The sequence below is a fragment of the Geodermatophilus sp. SYSU D00815 genome, assembly GCF_054050035.1.
Window position 1 is genome coordinate 1 of record NZ_JBJGYO010000018.1, and the last position, 19,384, is coordinate 19,384.

The 19,384-nt window shown below is 76.5% G+C and carries 17 protein-coding genes; 9 read left to right on the top strand and 8 right to left on the bottom strand.

The window, feature by feature from the left end:
- Window positions 1-191: 191 nt before the first annotated feature.
- The 5 genes from ACI78S_RS17745 to ACI78S_RS17765 form a co-directional block, all read right to left on the bottom strand.
- Complete coding sequence (locus ACI78S_RS17745; RefSeq protein ID WP_456975712.1) at window positions 192-1,955, bottom strand: acetyl/propionyl/methylcrotonyl-CoA carboxylase subunit alpha; 1,764 nt, start codon at window positions 1,953-1,955, stop codon at window positions 192-194.
- A 78-nt stretch (window positions 1,956-2,033) separates the two neighbouring features.
- The gene (locus ACI78S_RS17750; RefSeq protein WP_456975714.1) at window positions 2,034-2,792 is read right to left on the bottom strand and encodes an FkbM family methyltransferase; all 759 of its coding nucleotides are present in this window, start codon (window positions 2,790-2,792) and stop codon (window positions 2,034-2,036) included.
- 56 nt (window positions 2,793-2,848) lie between these two features.
- Entirely contained in the window at window positions 2,849-3,457 is a 609-nt protein-coding gene (locus ACI78S_RS17755; protein ID WP_456975716.1) for a Maf family protein, read from the bottom strand.
- Window positions 3,454-3,663 (bottom strand): acyl-CoA carboxylase subunit epsilon, encoded by a 210-nt coding sequence (locus ACI78S_RS17760; protein WP_456975718.1) that lies wholly within the window; start codon window positions 3,661-3,663, stop codon window positions 3,454-3,456. Before ACI78S_RS17760 ends, ACI78S_RS17755 begins: the two co-directional genes overlap by 4 nt.
- An 82-nt stretch (window positions 3,664-3,745) precedes the next feature.
- On the bottom strand, window positions 3,746-5,371 hold the full coding sequence (locus tag ACI78S_RS17765; protein WP_456975720.1) for an acyl-CoA carboxylase subunit beta: 1,626 nt from the start codon (window positions 5,369-5,371) through the stop codon (window positions 3,746-3,748).
- A gap of 43 nt (window positions 5,372-5,414) precedes the next feature.
- Here ACI78S_RS17765 and ACI78S_RS17770 point away from each other — a divergent pair, with 43 nt between their 5' ends.
- The 6 genes from ACI78S_RS17770 (at window position 5,415) to ACI78S_RS17795 (ending at window position 13,376) form a co-directional block, all read left to right on the top strand.
- On the top strand, window positions 5,415-6,242 hold the full coding sequence (locus ACI78S_RS17770) for a biotin--[acetyl-CoA-carboxylase] ligase (protein ID WP_456975722.1): 828 nt from the start codon (window positions 5,415-5,417) through the stop codon (window positions 6,240-6,242).
- A 337-nt stretch (window positions 6,243-6,579) separates the two neighbouring features.
- On the top strand, window positions 6,580-7,125 hold the full coding sequence (locus ACI78S_RS17775) for a PH domain-containing protein (protein WP_456975724.1): 546 nt from the start codon (window positions 6,580-6,582) through the stop codon (window positions 7,123-7,125).
- A 75-nt stretch (window positions 7,126-7,200) separates the two neighbouring features.
- Entirely contained in the window at window positions 7,201-8,355 is a 1,155-nt protein-coding gene (locus tag ACI78S_RS17780) for an exonuclease SbcCD subunit D (protein WP_456975726.1), read from the top strand.
- The gene (locus ACI78S_RS17785; RefSeq protein ID WP_456975728.1) at window positions 8,352-11,312 is read left to right on the top strand and encodes an AAA family ATPase; all 2,961 of its coding nucleotides are present in this window, start codon (window positions 8,352-8,354) and stop codon (window positions 11,310-11,312) included. The genes ACI78S_RS17780 and ACI78S_RS17785 overlap by 4 nt, the downstream gene beginning before the upstream one ends.
- Before the next feature lie 163 nt (window positions 11,313-11,475).
- On the top strand, window positions 11,476-12,711 hold the full coding sequence (locus tag ACI78S_RS17790) for a hypothetical protein (RefSeq protein ID WP_456975730.1): 1,236 nt from the start codon (window positions 11,476-11,478) through the stop codon (window positions 12,709-12,711).
- Window positions 12,699-13,376, top strand: coding sequence for a hypothetical protein (locus ACI78S_RS17795; RefSeq protein WP_456975732.1), 678 nt, complete (start codon window positions 12,699-12,701; stop codon window positions 13,374-13,376). The genes ACI78S_RS17790 and ACI78S_RS17795 overlap by 13 nt, the downstream gene beginning before the upstream one ends.
- A 16-nt stretch (window positions 13,377-13,392) precedes the next feature.
- Here the strand turns inward: ACI78S_RS17795 and ACI78S_RS17800 are convergent, their stop codons facing one another.
- Complete coding sequence (locus ACI78S_RS17800) at window positions 13,393-13,890, bottom strand: GtrA family protein (RefSeq protein WP_456975734.1); 498 nt, start codon at window positions 13,888-13,890, stop codon at window positions 13,393-13,395.
- A gap of 46 nt (window positions 13,891-13,936) precedes the next feature.
- Between ACI78S_RS17800 and ACI78S_RS17805 the strand changes: the two genes are divergently transcribed.
- Genes ACI78S_RS17805 through ACI78S_RS17815 form a run of 3 tightly spaced genes read left to right on the top strand, consistent with a single transcriptional unit; the run spans window position 13,937 to window position 16,821 of the window.
- Window positions 13,937-15,145, top strand: a complete 1,209-nt coding sequence (locus ACI78S_RS17805; RefSeq protein WP_456975737.1) for a 5-(carboxyamino)imidazole ribonucleotide synthase — start codon at window positions 13,937-13,939, stop codon at window positions 15,143-15,145.
- Window positions 15,142-15,660 (top strand): 5-(carboxyamino)imidazole ribonucleotide mutase, encoded by a 519-nt coding sequence (gene purE / locus ACI78S_RS17810; protein ID WP_456975739.1) that lies wholly within the window; start codon window positions 15,142-15,144, stop codon window positions 15,658-15,660. The genes ACI78S_RS17805 and purE overlap by 4 nt, the downstream gene beginning before the upstream one ends.
- A 9-nt stretch (window positions 15,661-15,669) precedes the next feature.
- Window positions 15,670-16,821: an acyl-CoA dehydrogenase family protein gene (locus tag ACI78S_RS17815; RefSeq protein WP_456975741.1), complete on the top strand. Its 1,152-nt coding sequence runs from the start codon at window positions 15,670-15,672 to the stop codon at window positions 16,819-16,821.
- Here ACI78S_RS17815 and ACI78S_RS17820 read toward each other — a convergent pair.
- Together ACI78S_RS17820 and ACI78S_RS17825 are read right to left on the bottom strand one after the other, a co-directional pair.
- A complete protein-coding gene (locus ACI78S_RS17820) occupies window positions 16,796-17,926 on the bottom strand; it encodes a glycosyltransferase family 4 protein (protein ID WP_456975743.1) in 1,131 nt (376 codons plus the stop codon). The two genes, ACI78S_RS17815 and ACI78S_RS17820, sit on opposite strands and share 26 nt — an antisense overlap.
- A complete protein-coding gene (locus tag ACI78S_RS17825) occupies window positions 17,923-19,311 on the bottom strand; it encodes a hypothetical protein (RefSeq protein ID WP_456975745.1) in 1,389 nt (462 codons plus the stop codon). Before ACI78S_RS17825 ends, ACI78S_RS17820 begins: the two co-directional genes overlap by 4 nt.
- Between the last annotated feature and the right edge of the window lie 73 nt (window positions 19,312-19,384).

The following is a 19,384-nucleotide window of genomic DNA, read 5'->3' on the forward strand; positions in this document are numbered from 1 at the left end:
GGGGTGAAGCGGCTGATCCGGTCCTGGAACGACTACCTGGCGCTGGGCGGCACCGCGAGCAACACGATCGCGGCCTCGGCCTACGCGCTGTCGCTGATCCCCACCGGCCCACCCCGCTGACCCACCCCGCCGCCGGAACGAGGACGGGCCGTGCCCCCTGGGGGGCACGGCCCGTCCGTCGTCGGGAGGGGTCAGCCGGCGTCGGCGATCGTGCAGAGGACGGCGCCGCTGGCCACGGTGGCGCCCACCTCGGCGGCCAGCCCGGAGACGACGCCGTCCTTGTGCGCGGTGATCGGCTGCTCCATCTTCATCGCCTCGAGGACGACGACCAGGTCGCCGGCGCGCACCGTGGCGCCGTCCTCGACGGCGACCTTGACGATCGTGCCCTGCATGGGCGAGGTGAGGGAGTCGCCCGACGCGCCCGAGCCGCCGTGCCCGGAGCCGCGCCGGCGCGGCTTCGCGGGCGCACCGCCGGCGGCGGCGCCCCCGCCGCCGGCCGCGAGACCGGCGGGCAGGGAGACCTCCAGCCGGCGGCCGCCGACCTCCACCACCACGGTCTGCCGCGGCGCCGGCTCCTCCTGCTCGGCCGGGCCGGCGCCGTAGGGCTCGACCTGGTTGTCCCACTCGGTCTCGATCCAGCGGGTGTGCACGGTGAACGGCTCGCCGGTGAACGCCTCGTCGCGGACGACGGCGCGGTGGAACGGGATGACCGTGGGCATGCCCTCGACCACCAGCTCGTCCAGGGCCCGCCGGGCGCGCTGCAGCGCCTCGGTGCGGGTGGCGCCGGTGACGATCAGCTTGGCCAGCATGGAGTCGAACGCGCCGGCGACCTCGCCGCCCTGCTCGACCCCGGAGTCCCAGCGCACACCGGGCCCCTGCGGGATCTCCAGCCGGGTCACCGGGCCGGGCGCGGGCAGGAAGTTGCGCCCGGCGTCCTCGGCGTTGATCCGGAACTCGATGCTGTGCCCGCGCGGCGTCGGATCCTCGGGGATCTCCAGCGGCAGGCCCTCGGCGATCCGGAACTGCTGGCGGACCAGGTCGACGCCGGCGGTCTCCTCGCTGACCGGGTGCTCCACCTGCAGGCGGGTGTTCACCTCGAGGAAGGAGATCGACCCGTCGGCGCCCACCAGGTACTCCACCGTGCCGGCGCCGTGGTAGCCGGCCTCCGCGCAGATGGCCTTGGCCGACTCGTGGATCCGCGACCGCTGCTCGTCGGTGAGGAACGGCGCCGGCGCCTCCTCGACCAGCTTCTGGTTGCGCCGCTGCAGCGAGCAGTCCCGGGTGCCGACGACGACCACCGTGCCGTGCGTGTCGGCGAGCACCTGCGCCTCGACGTGCCGCGGCTTGTCGAGGAACCGCTCGACGAAGCACTCGCCGCGGCCGAAGGCGGACACCGCCTCGCGCACCGCCGAGTCGTAGAGCTCGGGGATCTCCTCCATGGTGCGGGCCACCTTGAGCCCGCGACCGCCGCCGCCGAACGCCGCCTTGATCGCGACGGGCAGGCCGTGCTCCTCGGCGAAGGCGACCACCTCGTCGGCGCTGCCGACCGGGTCCTTGGTGCCCGGCACCAGCGGGGCGCCGGCCTTCATCGCGATGTGCCGGGCCTGCACCTTGTCGCCCAGGGCGATGATCGCCTCGGGGGAGGGGCCGATCCAGGTCAGCCCGGCGTCGAGGACCGCCTGCGCGAAGCCGGCGTTCTCGGAGAGGAAGCCGTAGCCGGGGTGGACGGCGTCGGCGCCCGACCGCTTCGCGGCGTCGATGATCTTGTCGATCACCAGGTAGGAGTCGCCCGGCGTCGTCCCGCCGAGGGCGAACGCCTCGTCGGCGACGCGGACGTGCAGGGCGTCCCGGTCGGGCTCGGCGTACACGGCGACGCTGGTCAGGCCGGCGTCCTTGCACGCCCGGGCCACCCGCACGGCGATCTCGCCACGGTTGGCGATCAGGACCTTCTGCACGGGGCGTCTCCTCCTCCGAGTGGGCCGACCGGACTGTAACCAGCCACCGCGGGGACGCCCGCAGGCGGCCCGCGGGCCTCAGGCGGGCCGGCGCGCCCCGGGCTCGGGCGAGACCGCGAGGCAGTCCCAGTCGGTGGGCGTGGCCTCGACCCGGTCGTGCACCTCGGCGGCGGTCAGCGGCTGCCGGGTCAGCCACTCGGGCCGCTCGCCGGGGCGGAGGAAGAAGTCGGTGTAGCCCCGGGCCTGCAGGGTGTCGAGGACGTCGTGGACGCCGGGCCGGTTGACCTCGAAGAAGACCGACGGGCGGGCCGCCGTGAGGCCGCGGACGACGCCGGGCTCGTGACCCTCCACGTCGATCTTGACCAGCGCCGGGCGGCCGTGCTCGGCGATCAGCTCGTCGAGCGTGCGCAGCGGGACGGTGATCGTGTCGCCCCACTCCAGCTCGGCGCCGGGGCCGGTCTCGCCGGCCGCCCGGTCCTCCTCGAGGGTGGCCAGGGCGTCGGCGGTGGTGCAGTAGAGGGTCGCCTCGCCGGTGTGGTCGGACAGCGCGGTCTCCACCACCGTCACGTCGCCGTCGTCGCGGAACCGCCGCCGCAGGTGCCGCGCCAGGCGCGGCTGGGGCTCGACCGCGAGCACCCGGGCGCCGACGTCGCGGAAGGCGCCGGTGAACTCGCCGATGTTCGCGCCGACGTCGATCACGAGGTCGCCGGGGTCCAGCAGGCCGCCGAACAGGGCGCGCTGGTGCCGCCGGGTGCCGACGACCCTCCGACCGAGGTTGCGCAGGTGGAAGTACAGCTTCGGCGTCCGGAGCAGGAGGAAGCGGTGCGCGGCCAACACCGGTCGGATGCTAGCCCCACGCCGCCGGCGCCGAGGCGCCGGCGGGGTTGCCCGGCTCAGCGTCGCCAGAGGTCGGTGAGGGTCACGCCGCGCTTGGCGAGCTGGTTGCGCAGGGCGGCCAGGGACAGGCCGACCACGGCCGCCGGGTCGCCGTCCACCCGCCGGACGAACGGCGCGCCGAGGCCGTCCAGCGTGAACGCGCCGGCGACCGCGAGCGGCTCGCCGGTGGCCAGGTACGCCTCGAGCTCCTCGGGGGTGATGGAGGCGAAGTGGACGACGGTCGAGACGACGGCGACGTCGCGGCTGACGACGGCGCCGTCCCGGACGTCGAAGAGCGCCTGACCGGTGTGCAGGACACCGCTGTGCCCGCCCATCCGCTGCCAGCGGTCGCGCGCCTCGTGCACGTCGGCCGGCTTGCCGTACGCCGCGCCGCGGAACTCCAGCAGCGAGTCGGCGCCGATGACCAGGGCGTCGGTCTCCTGCTCGGCCACCACCCGGGCCTTGGCCGCGGCCAGCAGCGAGACCCGCTCGGCGACCCGCGGCGCCTGCACGGTGGACTCGTCGAGGTTGCTGATCACCACCTCGGGAGCGAGCCCCGCCTGCCGGAGGAGGTTCAGCCGGGCCGGCGAGGCGCTGCCCAGGACGAGCCGGCGCACCTCGCTCACGAGAACCTCCCCGACGCGCGCCACCCGCCCGGGCCCGGGCGGAGCGGGGCGCGGTGGGCGTCGGCGTAGGAGCCCCAGGCGCCGACCGGCACAGGGCGCCTGCGGGGGCGGGCCTGCGACAGCGCGGCGACGACGACGGTCAGCGCGGCCAGCTCCTCGGCGGTGGGCTCGCCCTTCACGACACGCAGCAAGGGGGCGTCCGTCACCGAGCGCTCCCGGCTGCGTCGCCCGGAGCGGTCGGCGACGGCACGTGGTGGCGGTGTCGTCCGGACGACGACGGCGTCCTCGTCACAGCGGGATGTTCCCGTGCTTCTTGGCGGGCAGCGACTGGCGCTTGTTGGCCAGCACGCGCAGCGCCTTGGTGACCTGGACGCGGGTGTGCGAGGGCGGGATCACCGCGTCGACGTACCCGCGGTCGGCCGCGATGTACGGGGAGAGCAGCGCGTCCTCGTACTCGCCGATCAGCTCGGCCCGCCGCGCCTCGGGGTCCGCGGCCGCGGCGATCTCCTTGCGGTAGAGGATGCCGACGGCGCCCTGGGCGCCCATGACGGCGATCTGCGCCGTCGGCCAGGCCAGGTTGAGGTCGGCGCCGAGGTGCTTGGACCCCATGACGTCGTAGGCGCCGCCGTAGGCCTTGCGGGTGATCACCGTGATCTTCGGGACCGTCGCCTCGGCGTAGGCGTAGATGAGCTTGGCGCCGCGGCGGATGATCCCCTCCCACTCCTGCGAGGTGCCGGGCAGGAAGCCGGGCACGTCGACGAAGGTGAGCACGGGGACGTTGAACGCGTCGCAGGTGCGCACGAACCGCGCGGCCTTCTCGCTGGCGTCGATGTCCAGCGTGCCGGCGAACTGGGTCGGCTGGTTGGCCACGACGCCGACCGGCCGGCCCTCGACCCGGCCGAAGCCGACCAGGATGTTCGGCGCCCACAGCTCCTGCACCTCGAGGAACTCGCCGTCGTCGAGGACGTGCCCGATCACGGTGTGCATGTCGTACGGGCTGTTGGCGGAGTCGGGCACGAAGGTGTCGAGCTCGAGGTCGGAGTCGGTGAGCGCGTCGGGCAGCACGGTGTCGACCGGCGCCACCTCGACCGCCGGCAGCGGGTCGAGGTTGTTGCTCGGCAGGTACGACAGCAGCGCCTTGACGTAGTCGAGGGCGTCGGTCTCGTCCTCGGCGAGGTAGTGCGCGACGCCGGACTTGGTGTTGTGGGTGCGGGCGCCGCCGAGCTCCTCGAGGGTGACGTCCTCGCCGGTCACCGTCTTCACCACGTCGGGGCCGGTGATGAACATCTGGCTGGTCTTGTCCACCATCACCGTGAAGTCGGTGAGCGCGGGGGAGTAGACGTGCCCCCCGGCGGCGGCGCCCATGATCAGCGAGATCTGCGGGATGACGCCGGAGGCGTGCACGTTGCGGCGGAAGATCTCCCCGTAGAGGCCGAGGGAGACCACGCCCTCCTGGATCCGCGCGCCGCCGCCCTCGTTGATGCCGATGACCGGGCAGCCGTTGGTCACGGCGAAGTCGAGCACCTTGACGATCTTCTCGCCGTACACCTCGCCGAGGCTGCCGCCGAACACGGTGACGTCCTGGGAGAAGATCGCCACCGGCCGGCCGTCGACCGTGCCGTAGCCGGTGACGACGCCGTCGCCGAACGGCCGGCGGGACTCCAGGCCGAAGTTGGTGGAGCGGTGCCGGGCGAACTCGTCGAACTCGGTGAACGACCCCGGGTCGAGCAGCGCCTCGATCCGCTCGCGGGCGGTCATCTTGCCGGCGGCGTGCTGCTTCTCCACCGCCCGCGCCGAGCCGGCGTGGGTCGCCTCCTGCACCCGGCGTTCGAAGTCGGCGAGCTTGCCGGCCGTGGTGTGGATGTCGACGTCGGCGGGGACGGCGTCCCCGGCGTCCTGCAGTTCGGCGCTCACGGGCTCTCCTCGTCAGGCTCGGACGCGCCGTAGCGTAGGTGACGTGCCCGATGCGCCCTCCTCCCGCTGGTCGGACCTGGACCGGCCGGGGCTCGACGGGCCCGCGCTGTCGGCCGCGCTCACCCGCGACAGCCGGCTGTGGACGGCGCTGGAGGTGGTCGAGAGCATCGGCTCGACCAACGCCGCCCTGCTCGCCCGCGCCGCCGACGGCGCTCCCGGGGGACTGGTGCTCGTCGCCGAGCACCAGGAGGCCGGCCGCGGCCGGCTGGACCGCACCTGGGTGTCCCCGCCCCGCGCCGGGCTGACCGTCTCGGTGCTCGTGCGCCCCGACGTGCCGGCCGCCCGGCGGGCCTGGCTGCCGCTGCTCACCGGCGTGGCCCTGGCCGAGGCCGTGGGCGGGGTGACCGGCGTCCGCGCGTCGCTGAAGTGGCCCAACGACCTGCTCGCCCTCGACGGCCGCAAGCTGGCCGGCATCCTGGCGGAGGCCGCGTCCGGCGCGGTCGTCGTCGGCGCGGGGCTCAACGTGAACACCCACACCGCCGAGCTGCCGGACACCGGCACCTCGCTGTCGGTGGTCACCGGCGCCCCGGTCGACCGGGGGCCGGTGCTGCTGGCCTACCTGCGGGCCTTCGAACGGCGCTACACCGCGTGGGTCGAGGGGCTCGGCGACCCGGTGGCCTCCGGGCTGGCCCGCGACTACCTGGCCTGGTCCTCCACGGTCGGCACCGACGTGGCCGTCACCCTGCCCGACGGCTCGGTGCTCGAGGGCGTCGCGCAGGCGGTCGACTGGGACGGCCGCCTCGTCGTCGCCACCCCGGGCGGCACCGTCGAGCTGGCGTCGGGGGACGTGCAGCACGTGCGGCGACGGTGACGGTGACGGTGACATGGTCGGCCTACCGGCCGACACCGCGGCCAGGTGCCGTGCCCCGGTCGCGCTGAGCCGGTCCGTCGCTCGTCGGGGAGCCCTGCGGGCCCCCGCTCCTCGCGACACCGCGGCCAGGTGCCGTGCCCCGGTCGCGCTGAGCCGGTCCGTCGCTCGTCGGGGAGCCCTGCGGGCCCCCGCTCCTCGCGACACCGCGGCCAGGTGCCGCGCCCCGGTCGCGCTGAGCCGGTCCGGCGCTCGTCGCGGAGAGCCTCCGGCTCCCCACTCGTCACGACACCGCGACGCGGAGCCCGACGGGGCCGCATCCGTCCGTCATCCTTGCGCCGTGCCGTACCCCGACAAGCTCCTCGCCGACGACGAAGAGGTGGTCCGCCACCTGCACCCGCACTGGCTGACGGTCTTCTGGCCCGTCGTCTGGTTCCTGCTGATCGTCGGCGCCGCCTCGTTCGGCGCCGCGCTCGTCCCCGAGGGGCGGCAGCAGGGGGTGTGGCGCCTGGTCGTCGTGGGCGCCGCGCTGGTGCTGCTGCTCGTCCTGGTCCTCGTCCCGCTGCTGCGCTGGCGGACGACGCACTACGTGATCACGACGCACCGGCTGCTGTTCCGCGTGGGCATCCTGTCGCGGCACGGCCGCGACATCGGCCTGTCGCGGATCACCGACGTCTCCTACCGGCAGAGCCTGTGGGACCGGGTGATCAACTCCGGCACCCTCACCATCGAGTCGGCCGGCGACAGCGGCGCCACCGTGCTCAGGGCCATCCCCGGCAGCGACGGCGTCCAGCAGCTGCTCAACCACATGATCGAGGAGGACGCCGACCGCCGCGCGCAGGAGAACGCCGGCTACATCCGCGGGGAGCAGCACCCGTACGTCTGAGACGGGTGGGCCGCGTGGGACGGCGGACCCCCCGCGCGCGGCGAAGTGTCGGCCGAGCGCTCTAGCTTCGTCCCCATGCGTCTGCTGCACACCTCCGACTGGCACGTCGGGCGGTCCCTGCACGGCACCGAGCTGCTCGCCGAGCAGGAGGCGGTGCTGGGTGCGCTGGCCGACGTCGTCGCCGCCGAGGCGGTCGACGTCGTCCTCGTGGCCGGCGACGTGTACGACCGCGCGGTGCCCTCCGCCGACGCCACGGCGGTGCTCGACCGCGTGCTCACCCGGCTGCGCGCGGCCGGCGCCGCGGTGGTCCTCACGCCGGGCAACCACGACTCGGCGCGCCGCCTGGGCTTCGGGGCCGGCCTGTTCGCGGTGTCCGGCGTCCACGTCCGCGTCGAGGTCGGCACGCTCGACGAGCCGGTGCTGCTCTCCGACGCGCACGGCGACGTCGCCGTCTACGGGCTGCCCTACCTCGAGCCGGAGCTGGCCCGCTACCAGCTGGGCGGCGGGGAGGCGCTCGGGCGCAGCCACGAGGCGGTCATGGCGGCCGCCATGGACCGGGTCCGCGCCGACCTGTTCCTGCGCCCCGGCACCCGGTCCGTCGTCCTGGCGCACGCCTTCGTCGGCGGCGGTGTCGCCAGCGAGAGCGAGCGCGACATCTGCGTCGGCGGCGTCGACCAGGTGCCGGCCGCGGTCTTCGACGGCGTGGACTACGTGGCCCTGGGGCACCTGCACCGGCCGCAGACCCTCACGCCGCGGCTGCGCTACAGCGGCTCGCCGCTGGCCTACTCCTTCGGCGAGGCCGGCCAGCAGAAGCAGGTCTGGCTGGTCGACCTCGACGCCGGCGGGCTCGCCGACGTCCGCGCCGTCCCGGTGCCCACGCCGCGCTCCCTCACGGTGCTCACCGGCCAGCTCGAGGAGCTGCTCGCCGATCCCGGGCACGCCGCGGTCGAGGAGCACTTCGTCTCGGTCCGGCTGACCGACCCGGTCCGGCCGGCCGACCCCATGCGCCGGCTGCGCACCCGCTTCCCGCACTGCGTCCACCTCGAGTGGGTCGCCGAGACCGGCACGCCCGACGGGCGCAGCTACCGCGAGCGGCTGCGCGGGCGCAGCGACCGCGAGGTCGTCGACGAGTTCCTGGGCCACGTCCGCGGCGCGACGGCCAGCCCGGCCGAGCAGCGGCTGGTCGACCGGGCGCTGGCCGCCGCGGCCGCCGAGGGAGCGGCCGGGTGAGGCTGCACTCGCTGACCCTCACCGCGTTCGGGCCGTTCGCCGGCACGGTCACCCTCGACCTCGACGAGGTCGCCGGCGACGGGCTGTTCCTGCTCTGGGGGCCCACCGGCGCCGGGAAGACGACCCTGCTCGACGCGGTGGTCTACGCCCTCTACGGCACCGTGCCCGGGCCCCGAGGCCACGAGAAGCGGCTGCGCAGCGACCACGCCGCCGCCGAGGTGCGCACGGAGGTCGGCTGCGAGCTGACCCTCGCCGGGCAGCGGCTGCGGGTGCTCCGCCGCCCGGAGCAGGCCCGGCCGAAGAAGCGCGGGACCGGGCTGACCGTCGAGCCCGCCCGGCTGACCGTGCAGCGCTGGGACGGCGGCACGTGGGAGCCGGTGAGCACGCGCATCGACGAGGGCTCCGAGTACCTCGCCACCCGCCTCGGGCTGACCGCGGAGCAGTTCTGCCAGGTGGTGCTGCTGCCGCAGGGCGACTTCGCCCGCTTCCTCCGCGCCGAGCCGGAGGAGCGGGCCCGCCTGCTGAGCACGCTGTTCGACGTCGGCCGCTACGGCCGCGCCGAGCAGTGGCTGGCCGAGGAGCGGCGCGCCGCGGAGGAGGCCCTGCGCACCCAGCGGCTGCACGTGAGCACCCTGCTGGCCCGGGTGGCGCAGATCGCCGAGGCCACCGTCCCGGAGTCCCTTGCGCCCGAGCTCGTCGGCGCCGACCCGGCGGCCCGGGTCGGCGCGTGGCTGCAGACGGTGCGCGGCCGCGCCCGGGACGACCTCGCGGCGGCGGCGGCCGCGGCCGACGCCGCGGCCGAGCAGCTCGCGCGGGCCGACGCCGAGCTCGCCGACGCGCGGGCGCGGGCCGCCCGGCACGACCGGCGGGCGAACGCCCGCGCCGAGCTCGACCGCCTCGTCGCCGCCGAGGCGCGGCTGGTGCCGGCACGGGCCCGCCGCGACGCCGGGCGCCGGGCCGAGGCGCTGCGCGACGTGCTGCGGGCGGCCGACCGGGCGACCGCGGCCGCCACGTCGGCCGCCGACCGGCTGGCGGCCGCCCGCGCCGCGTGGGCCGCGATCGGCGACGGCCGGGCCGCGGACGCGCTCGTCGTCCGGGACCTGTGGGCCGAGGCCGCCGAGGCGCGCCGGCTCGCGCCCGAGGCCGAGCGCGCCGACGCCCTGGCCCGGGAGCTCGAGCTGCTCGACCGCTCGGTGGCCGCGCTGGAGCGCCGCTGCGCCGAGGGCGCGGCCGCGGCCGAGGCGTGGCCCGCCCGGCTGGCGGCCGCCCGGGACCACCTCGAGGCCGCGCGCGAGGCAGCCGCCCGGCTGCCGGCCGAGCGCGCGGCGCTCGGGACGACCGAGGCCGCGCTCGCCGCCGCGCGCGCCGCCGAGCGCGTGACGGCCACGCTGGAGAGGGCGCGGCGGGACGCGCAGGCGGCCCGCGAGGAGGAGCTCGCCGCCCGCGAGCGGCTGCTCGACGTGCGCACCCGCCGCCTCGACGGCATGGCCGCCGAGCTGGCCGCCGGGCTGGTCGACGGCGAGGACTGCCCGGTCTGCGGTGCGCGGGAGCACCCGCGGCCGGCCGAGCCGACGGCGACGCCGGTCTCCGCCGAGGCCGAGGAGGAGGCCCGCGCCGGCGCCGACGCGGCCGCGGAGCGGGCCGCCGCGCGCCGGCGCGCGGTCGAGGACCTCGAGCGGGAGCTCGCCGTGCTCCGCGAGCGCGCGGCGGCGCGGACCGTGCCCGAGCTCGTGGGCGCGGTCGCCGCCGAGCGCGAGCAGGTCGAGCGCACGGCGGCGGGAGCCCGCGACGCCGAGGCGCTGGCGCGCAGCCTCGACCGGCTCACGGCCACGTCCGAGGCCGAGCTCGCCCGGTGGGCCGCCGACCGCGACCAGCTCCGGTCGCGCACCGCCGAGCGGGCGGCGCGGCAGGCCGTCCACGCCGAGCTCGTGGCGACCCTGGACGCCGCGCGCGGCAGCGATCCCGACCTGGCCACCCGCGCCCGGCGGTGCGCGACGGCGGCCGAGACCTGCGAGGCGCTGCTGGCCGCGGAGGCCGAGGAGCTCCGCGCGCGGACGGAGGGGGAACGGGCCCGGGAGGCGGCCGCGCAGCGGGCCGGCGAGGCCGGCTTCGCCGACGTGCCCGCCGCCGCGCAGGCGCTGCTGGACCCGGGCGAGCTGGCGGTCCTGGAGCGCCGGATCGAGGAGCACGACCGTGCCCGGGCGGCGGTGGAGCGGATCCTGGCCGACCCCGAGCTGGCCGACCTCGGCGAGCGGCCCGACGTCGCGGCGGCCGAGCAGCGGCGGGCGCGCGCCGCGGCGGAGCGGGAACGGGCGGTCAGCGCTGCCGAGCGCGCCCGGCGGTGCGCCGGGGACCTGCACGACCTCGCCGGCGAGGTGGTCACCGCCGAGGTCCGCCTCGACGAGCGCCGGCACCGGTGGGAGCAGGTGAGCGCCCTGGCCGAGGTGGTCGCCGGCCGCGGGGCCAACACCAAGCGGATGCGGCTGCAGTCCTTCGTGCTCGCCGCGCGGCTCGAGCAGGTCGCCGACGTCGCCAGCCGGCGGCTCTCGGACATGTCCGGCGGGCGGTACACGTTCGTGCACAGCGACGCGCAGGGCCGCCACGGCGCCCGGGGCGGGCTCGGCCTGGACGTGCTCGACGAGTACACCGGCACGCGGCGGCCGACCAAGACCCTCTCCGGCGGCGAGAGCTTCATGGCCTCCCTCGCCCTGGCGCTGGGGCTGGCCGACGTCGTCACCGCCGAGACGGGCGGCGTGCAGATCGACACCCTCTTCGTCGACGAGGGCTTCGGCACCCTGGACGCGCAGGCGCTCGACGCGGTCATGACGGTCCTGGACGAGCTGCGCCGCGGCGGGCGCACCGTCGGCGTGATCAGCCACGTCGAGGAGCTGCGCACCCGCATCCCGACCCGCATCGAGGTGGTCACCGGGCGGAACGGGTCACGGCTGTCCGCCTGACCCCACCCACCTCACGGACCCGGTCGGCGACCCGCCGGCGGCCGTACCATCCGTGATGACAGGCCTGCGCACGGTGAGGGCCGCTCGTCCCGGTGCCGGGCCCGTCCCCGGGCCGGTCCTCGACGCCCGCACGAACGCCGGCGGCCCCGAGCACGGGAGCACGATGACCACGAACGCAGCGCCGGCTCACCGGGAGCACCGGTGGGCGCACCTGCGCGCCGCCCTCCACCGGCCGGCCGTGGCCTACCCGGCGGCCGCGGTGGTCGTCGTCGTGGTCTCGGTGGTCACGGTGCTGCTGCGCCGGCGCGTGCCCAGCCCCTTCAACCTCTCCGCCTACGACGGCCTGCTCTACGTCCGGCAGGCCCGCAGCATCGCCGAGGGGGACTGGCTCGGGGCGTTCGACGACACCACGCTGGCCAAGGCCCCGGGCTACCCGCTGTTCATCGCCGCGACGGTGCGGCTCGGCATCGGGCTCAAGGACGCCGAGCAGCTCGTCGCGCTCGCCGCCGCGCTGCTGACGGCGGTGTGCGTGCTGGTGGTGGCCCGGCGGCCGTGGTGGGCCCTGGCGGCCTTCGTCGTCCTCGCCTTCGACCCGATCTTCCTCAGCCGGGGCGGCGCGGACTTCCTCCGCGACCCGCTCTTCGCCTCGGTCACGGTGCTCGTGGTGGCCTCGCTGTTCCTCACCGGGTACCTGCTGGCCCACCGCCGGTCGGTCCTCTGGCCCGCCGTGAGCGCGCTGGTGGCCGGGCTGTCCCTGGCCGCCTACCTGCTCACCCGGGAGGAGGGCGTCACGGTCCTGCCCACGGCGGCCGCGGCCCTGCTGGCCGCGCCGGTGCTCCGGCTGCTGCGCCGGCGCCGGGCCGGCGGCCTGCCGTCCGGCCGCCGGCTGCTGCGGGCCCTCGCCCGCGCGCTGCCGGCCGCGCTGGTGCTGGGCCTGGCCGCCGCCGGCCCCGTCGTGCTCGTCACCGACCGCAACGAGCGGGCCTACGGCGTCGGCGTGACCACGGACTGGGCGCAGGGCTCGTTCCTCGACGCCTACGCCCAGTGGCAGCGCGTCGACGCCGGCCCGGTCCCCGACCGGGTCCCGATCAGCGAGGCGCAGCGGGAGGCCGTGTACGAGGTCAGCCCCGCCGCCCGGCTGCTCGCCCCGAGCCTGGAGGACCCCGCCAACGGCTGGCGGGTCTTCGGCTGCACCACGCCGCCCGACTGCGACTACGCCGGCGGCTGGATGCCGTGGGCGCTGCGCACCGCACCGCCGACGCCGGGGCGTTCGCCTCGGCCCCGCAGGCCCAGGCGTACTTCGCCCGGCTCGCCGCCGAGATCGAGGGGGCCTGCGCGAGCGGGCGGCTCAGCTGCCGCGCGGAGCTGCCCTCGTCGTTCGCCTCGGTGGGCCGGCTGACCCCGGGCAGCTTCACCGACTCCCTGCTGCGGGTCACCGGCGCCCTGGTCACCTCCCGCGACCTCTACGACCAGGTCACCGCCGTCCCCGAGGTGCCCGGACCGTGGCGGCAGGAGTTCGTCGCGGTCGCCCCCGCGACGCCGGCCACCGAGGCCGCCGCGGCGGAGCAGCAGGCCCGCTTCGACGAGGTCGTGTGGCAGTACCGGGCGCTGGGCGCCGTCTACACGGTGCTGGTGCCGCTGCTCGCCGGGCTCGGGGCGGCGCTGCTCGCCTGGCAGCTCGCCACCCGGCGGGGGCGCCGGGCCGCCGGGCCGCTGGCCCTGCTGGCGGTCGCGCTGGCCGTCGGCGTGGCGACGCGGCTCGGCCTGCTCACCGTGGTCGACGCGGCCGACTACGACGCCGACCAGCCGCGCTACCTGTTCCCCGCGCACACGCTCCTGCTGGCCTTCGGCGTCGTGGCCGTCGCGGAGGGCGCGCGGCTGCTGCGCCTGCGCCGGGCGCCCGACCCGTCGCCGACCGCCGCGCACCCGGAGGAGCCGGTGGCGGCCGGGCGGCCCCCGGCCCGGCACGAGTCGGCGGCGCCGTCCGCCGCGCGGCGACCGGGCCGGCCCGCGCCCCGGCCGGTGCCGGCCGAGCCGGAGAAGAGCCGCCAGCCCGCGCGCTGAGCGCCGCCGGGAGGCGTCAGGCGGCCGGGCGCGCCGGCGAGGGCTCGTCGAGCCGCACCGCGGCGGCGGGGTGGTCGTGCGCGACGAACACCCAGCGGCGGTAGCTGAGGTAGCGGACGACCGTGCCCAGCCCGATCGAGGCCAGGTTGGCCAGCTGCAGCACCCAGGCGCTCTCCTGGCCCAGCGGGTAGCGCACGGTCCAGACGACCGCCAGGCCCAGCAGCAGGGTCACCGCGTTGACCGCGACGAAGAGGGAGTACTCCCGGCGCAGCCCCGTGCGGGCCCGGTGGGAGAACGACCAGTGGCGGTGCCCGAAGTAGGCCGCCGTGGTGGACACGACGGTGCTGACCAGCTTGGCGGTCACCGCGTCGACGCCGAGGTGGGCGTAGCAGACCTGGAACAGGGCGAGGTCGAGCACGAAGCAGCAGGCCCCGACCACCCCGAAGGCGCTGAGCTCCTTGAGCAGCAGCCGCCAGGTGTCGCGCAGGCGGCTGGTCAGCCGGGGGGAGGCCACCCGGCCAGTGTAGGGAGATCCGGGTGCCCGGTACCCTGACCGCGCCATGGCCGCCCCGCTCGATCCCCGCACCGGTCTGCCCGTGGTGGCCATGGTCGGCGGCGGGCAGCTCGCCCGCATGACCCACCAGGCCGCGATCGCCCTCGGCCAGTCCCTGCGCGTGCTCTCCACCGGGCCCGACGAGTCCGCCGCGCTCGTCGCCGCCGACGTGCGGCTGGGCGACCACCGCGACCTCGCCGCGCTCACCGCGCTCGCCGACGGCGCCACCGTCGTCACGTTCGACCACGAGCACGTCCCGACCGAGCACCTGCGCGCCCTGGAAGAGGCCGGCCACCGCGTGGCGCCCGGTCCCGGGGCGCTGGTGCACGCCCAGGACAAGCTCGTGCTGCGCCGCGCGCTGGCCGAGGCCGGCGAGCCGCAGCCGGCCTGGGCCGAGGTGCGCACCCCGGTCGGCGTCGCCGACTTCGCCGGGGCCACCGGCTGGCCCGTCGTCCTCAAGACCCCGCGCGGCGGGTACGACGGCAAGGGCGTCTTCGTGGTGCACGACGCCGCCGAGGCCACCGCGCTGCTCGAGCGGCACGGGACGCTGCTGGCCGAGGAGCGCGTGCCGATGGTCCGCGAGCTCGCCGTGCAGGTGGCCCGCTCGCCGTTCGGCCAGGTGGCCGTCTGGCCGGTCGTGGAGACGGTGCAGCGCGACGGCGTCTGCCACGAGGTGCTCGCCCCCGCGCCGGGGCTGGACGACGCCCGCGCGACCGCCGCCCAGGAGCTCGCCGTCCGGATCGCCGAGCGGCTCGGCGTGGTCGGCCTGCTGGCGGTCGAGCTGTTCGAGACCGCCGACGGCGTGCTGGTCAACGAGCTGGCGATGCGGCCGCACAACTCCGGGCACTGGACCATCGAGGGCGCCCGCACCAGCCAGTTCGAGCAGCACCTGCGCGCCGTCCTCGACTACCCGCTGGGGTCGACGGCGATGACGGCGCCGGCGGTGGTGATGGCCAACGTGCTGGGCGGTGCGGCCGCGGCCGACGGCTGGACCGGGCCGGGGCTCGACGAGCGCGTGCACCACCTCATGGCCCACTGGCCCGACGTCAAGCTGCACTGGTACGGCAAGGGGCAGCGCCCCGGCCGCAAGCTCGGCCACGTCACCGCGCTGGGCGGGGACCTCGAGGAGGTCCGCGCCCGCGCCGTGGCCGCCGCCCGCTACCTGGCCGACGGCGTCGTCGACCCGGCGTTCGCGTTCGAGGAGGAGCACGCGTGACCCAGCCGCTGGTCGGCATCGTGATGGGCAGCGACTCCGACTGGCCGACCATGGAGCCGGCCGCGACGGCGCTCGACGAGTTCGCCGTGCCCTGGGAGGCGCACGTCGTCTCGGCGCACCGCACCCCGCGGCGGATGCTCGAGTACGCCGAGACCGCCGCCGACCGCGGCCTGCGGGTCGTCGTCGCCGGGGCCGGGGGAGCGGCCCACCTGCCGGGCATGGTGGCCGCGGCCACCCCGCTGCCGGTGATCGGCGTCCCCCGGCCGCTGGACCGGCTCGACGGCCTCGACAGCCTGCTGTCGATCGTGCAGATGCCCGCCGGGGTGCCCGTCGCCACGGTGAGCATCGGCGGCGGGCGCAACGCCGGGCTGCTCGCCGTCCGGATCCTGGCCGCCGGCGACGAGCGGCTGCGCGCCGAGGTGGCGCGGTTCCAGGCCGACCTCGCCGAGTCGGTGCTCGCCCGGGACGCCGCGCTCCAGGCCCGGTTCGCCGCCGACGGCGGGCGGCGGGATTAACCTCTACTCGTGAGTAGCACCGGGTTGTACGCGCTGACCGAGGAGCACGAGGCGATCCGGGAGGCGGTCCGCGACATCGCCGAGCGGGAGATCGCGCCGCACGCCGCCGACGTCGACGCGAACTCCCGGTACCCGATCGAGGCGCAGAAGGCGCTCACCGCGGCCGGCTTCCACGCCACCCACGTCCCCGAGGAGTACGGGGGTGAGGGCGCCGACGCGATCGCGACCTGCATCGTCATCGAGGAGGTCGCCCGGGTCGACGCCTCCGCCTCGCTGATCCCCGCCGTGAACAAGCTCGGCTCGATGCCGATCATCCTGTCGGCCGACGAGCGGCTGAAGCAGGAGGTGCTGCGGCCGGTCGCCGCCGGCGAGGCGATGATCAGCTACGGGCTGTCCGAGCGCGAGGCCGGCTCCGACGCCGCCGGCATGAAGACCCGCGCCCGCCGCGACGGCGACTCCTGGGTGCTCAACGGCACCAAGGCCTGGATCACCAACTCCGGCGTCTCCTCCTGGTACACGGTCATGGCGGTCACCGACCCGGAGAAGGGTGCCAACGGCATCTCCGCGTTCGCCGTCCACAAGGACGACCCGGGCTTCGCCGTCGGCCCCAAGGAACGCAAGATGGGCATCAAGGGCTCGCCCACCTGCGAGCTCTACCTCACCGACTGCACCATCCCGGCCGACCGGATCATCGGGGCCGAGGGGACCGGCTTCAAGACCGCGCTGCGCACGCTGGACTTCACCCGGCCGACCATCGGCGCGCAGGCCGTGGGCATCGCCCAGGGCGCGCTCGACGCCGCGGTGGCCTACGTCAAGGAGCGCAGGCAGTTCGGCCAGAACATCGCGAGCTTCCAGGGCGTGCAGTTCATGCTCGCCGACATGGAGATGAAGATCGAGGCCGCCCGGCACCTGGTCTACGTCGCCGCCGCCGCCGGTGAGGCCGGCCGCCCCGACGTCACCCGGGTGTCGGCCTCGGCCAAGGCCTTCGCCTCCGACGTCGCGATGCAGGTGACCACCGACGCCGTGCAGCTGTTCGGCGGCGCCGGCTACACCCAGGACTTCCCGGTCGAGCGCATGATGCGCGACGCCAAGATCACCCAGATCTACGAGGGCACCAACCAGATCCAGCGCATGGTCATCGCCCGCTCGCTGCTGCGCTGACCTGGGCGAACGCCTCCTCGTAGGCGTCGAGCACGGTGGCCGGCGCGTAGCGCTCGCGGGCCCGCCGGCTCCCGGCGGCCCGGTCGGGCGGGGCGGCGGCCAGCCGCCGCAGGCCGTCGGCGATCCCCCGCACGTCGCGCGGGGGGACGACGACGCCGAACCCGGTCTCCCGCACCGGGGTGCGGACGCCCGGGAGGTCGCTGGCCAGCGCGGGCACCCCGGCCATCATCGCCTCGACCTGGACGATGCCGAAGGCCTCGAAGGCGTTGACCGAGGGCAGCGCGAACACGTCGAGCGAGGCGTAGAAGTCGGCGAGGTCCTCGTCGGGCAGGAAGCCGAGCAGGCGGACCCGCGGGTCGTCCTCGACCAGCCGGCGCACCTCGGCGACCACCGACCCGCCGGCGACGTCGGCGAAGTCGCCGGCGATCAGCAGCCGGGCGTCGGGGGCGGCCGCCTCGCGGAACGCCCGCACCAGGTACTGCAGGCCCTTCTCCTCGACGATCCGGCCGAGGAAGCCGACGTGCAGCCCGGCCCCGTCGCGGAACCGCGGCGTGCCCGCGGGCCGCTCGTGGCACGGCGGGGGGATCACCGCGGTGCGCCCCTCCATGGCCGGCCACAGCCGGCTGTGCCGGGCGTAGTCGTCGCTGGTGACCACCACCCGCCGGGACCGGCGGAGGGTGAGCCGGCTGGAGGTGTCCACCGCGACCGTCTGCGCCCGGTTCACCGCGCCCGGCGGCAGGCTCACGTCGCAGTGGTACGTCGTCACCAGCGGCGAGCGGGAGCGCAGGGCGAGCAGCCCCGCCTCGGGCATCGGCAGGTGCAGGTTGGTCACCGACGCGGTGCGCGACGCGGCGACGAGCCGCCGCACCAGTGCCGGGCTGACGACACCCTTCCCGGCCCGCAGCAGCACCGGCGCCCGGTCCACCTCCACCCCGCGGAGCACCTCCCGCTCGGGCAGCGACCGGTCGTGGCGGCTGGTGACGACGCGGACGCGGTGGCCCCGCGCCGCCAGCCCCTCCGCGACGTCGCGCGCGACGTTGGTCAGGCCGCTGACGTAGGGGGCGTAGTAGTCCAGGGCGATCAGCACGTCGAGCCGGTCGCTCATCGGGCACCTCCGGTGGGGACGGCGCTGCCCACCGCGGCGGGGTTCCCCCGCTGCACGAGCAGCGCGGCCGTGCCCGCCAGGAGCCCCACGCCGGAGCCGACGGCGAAGGCCAGCGCGGCACGGGCGGCGAGGTCGGGCACGACGGCGAACACGACGGCCGACGAGATCAGCGCGACGATCCAGGTCACCGCGCTGTCCCGGTGGCGGGCCGACGCCACCAGGGCCTGGGTCACCAGCAGCACGCCGATGTAGAGCACGCTCCCGGCCGCCAGCACCGCGAGGTCGCCGCCGGGCAGGGCGTACCGGGCGCCGAAGAGCAGGCTCACCAGCGGCCCGCCGGCGAGCGCGGCGACCAGCGCGGCGACCGCGGCGGCCGCGGCCACCAGCGCGGCGACGCGCAGGGTGATGCGCCGCTGGGCGCCGCGGCCCGTCGACGCCCGCACCTCGGTGAGGGCGGGGAGCAGGGTGCTCTGCAGGGGGACGGCGACGAACAGGGGCAGCCGGACGAGCGTGAAGCTGGCCACGAAGGCCGCCGCCACCGTCGCCTCGTCGGGGTCGGCCGCGTGGGTGACGAGCACCGGAGCGGCGTTGAGCAGGGCCTGGGCGGCCAGCGACGCGAGGAGCAGGTGGCCGACGGCGCGCAGCCGCAGCCGCGTCCCCGGCGTCTCGACGACCGGTGCGCGGTGCCGCCGCGCCCGGACCAGCAGCACCACCAGCAGCGGCAGGTGGGCCAGCGCGATGGCCGCCACCAGGGTCCAGCCGAAGTCCGAGGCGGTCGGCGTCGCCACCAGCACCGCCACCAGGACCGCCCCGACCACCCGCAGGGCCGAGTCGAGCAGCAGGACACCGCCGTGGGCGCCCACCCGGCCGCGGCCCAGCAGCAGCCCGCGCAGGACGAACTGGGCGGACGAGACGAGGCACACGCCGACCAGCGCGGCCAGCAGCCCGGTGCGGCCGCCCAGCGCCGGGGACAGCAGCGGCCAGCCGGCGAGGACGGTGGCCAGGCTCAGCACGGTCATGCCGCCGACCGCCGACGCGGTGCCCGGCGGCAGGGGGGCGCCGGCCGGGCGGAGGTGCACCAGCCTGGTCAGCTCCAGCTCCACCGGCAGGAACGCGCCGAAGCCGACGACCAGCACCAGCGACCAGTACGCCCCGAACCAGCCGTACTCCGCGGTGGGCAGCGCCCGGGCGATCACCGCCAGGTAGACGTAGACGAGCAGCCCCGACAGCACGAGGCACAGCGCCACCCAGCTCAGCGACGAGACCAGGCGTGCCCGGCGGTCGGCGGGGCGGGCGCGCGCGGCGTCGGGGGCGCTCAGCGCGCCGCCACCCGGGGTCGGGGGCGGGGGAGCCGGCGGCAGGTCACCCGCCGACCGTAGCGACACCCCGGCGGCGACCGTGCGGCGGCGCCCGCCGGGGCCGGCGTGCGCGCCGGCCGGAACGGCTGGTGTTCACTGG

Coding starts and splice junctions, on each gene's coding strand:
- ACI78S_RS17780 (WP_456975726.1), top strand. CDS start 7,201: ATGCGTCTGCTGCACACCTCCGACTGGCACGTCGGGCGGTCCCTGCAC.
- ACI78S_RS17820 (WP_456975743.1), bottom strand. CDS start 17,926: ATGAGCGACCGGCTCGACGTGCTGATCGCCCTGGACTACTACGCCCCC.
- ACI78S_RS17790 (WP_456975730.1), top strand. CDS start 11,476: ATGACCACGAACGCAGCGCCGGCTCACCGGGAGCACCGGTGGGCGCAC.
- ACI78S_RS17805 (WP_456975737.1), top strand. CDS start 13,937: ATGGCCGCCCCGCTCGATCCCCGCACCGGTCTGCCCGTGGTGGCCATG.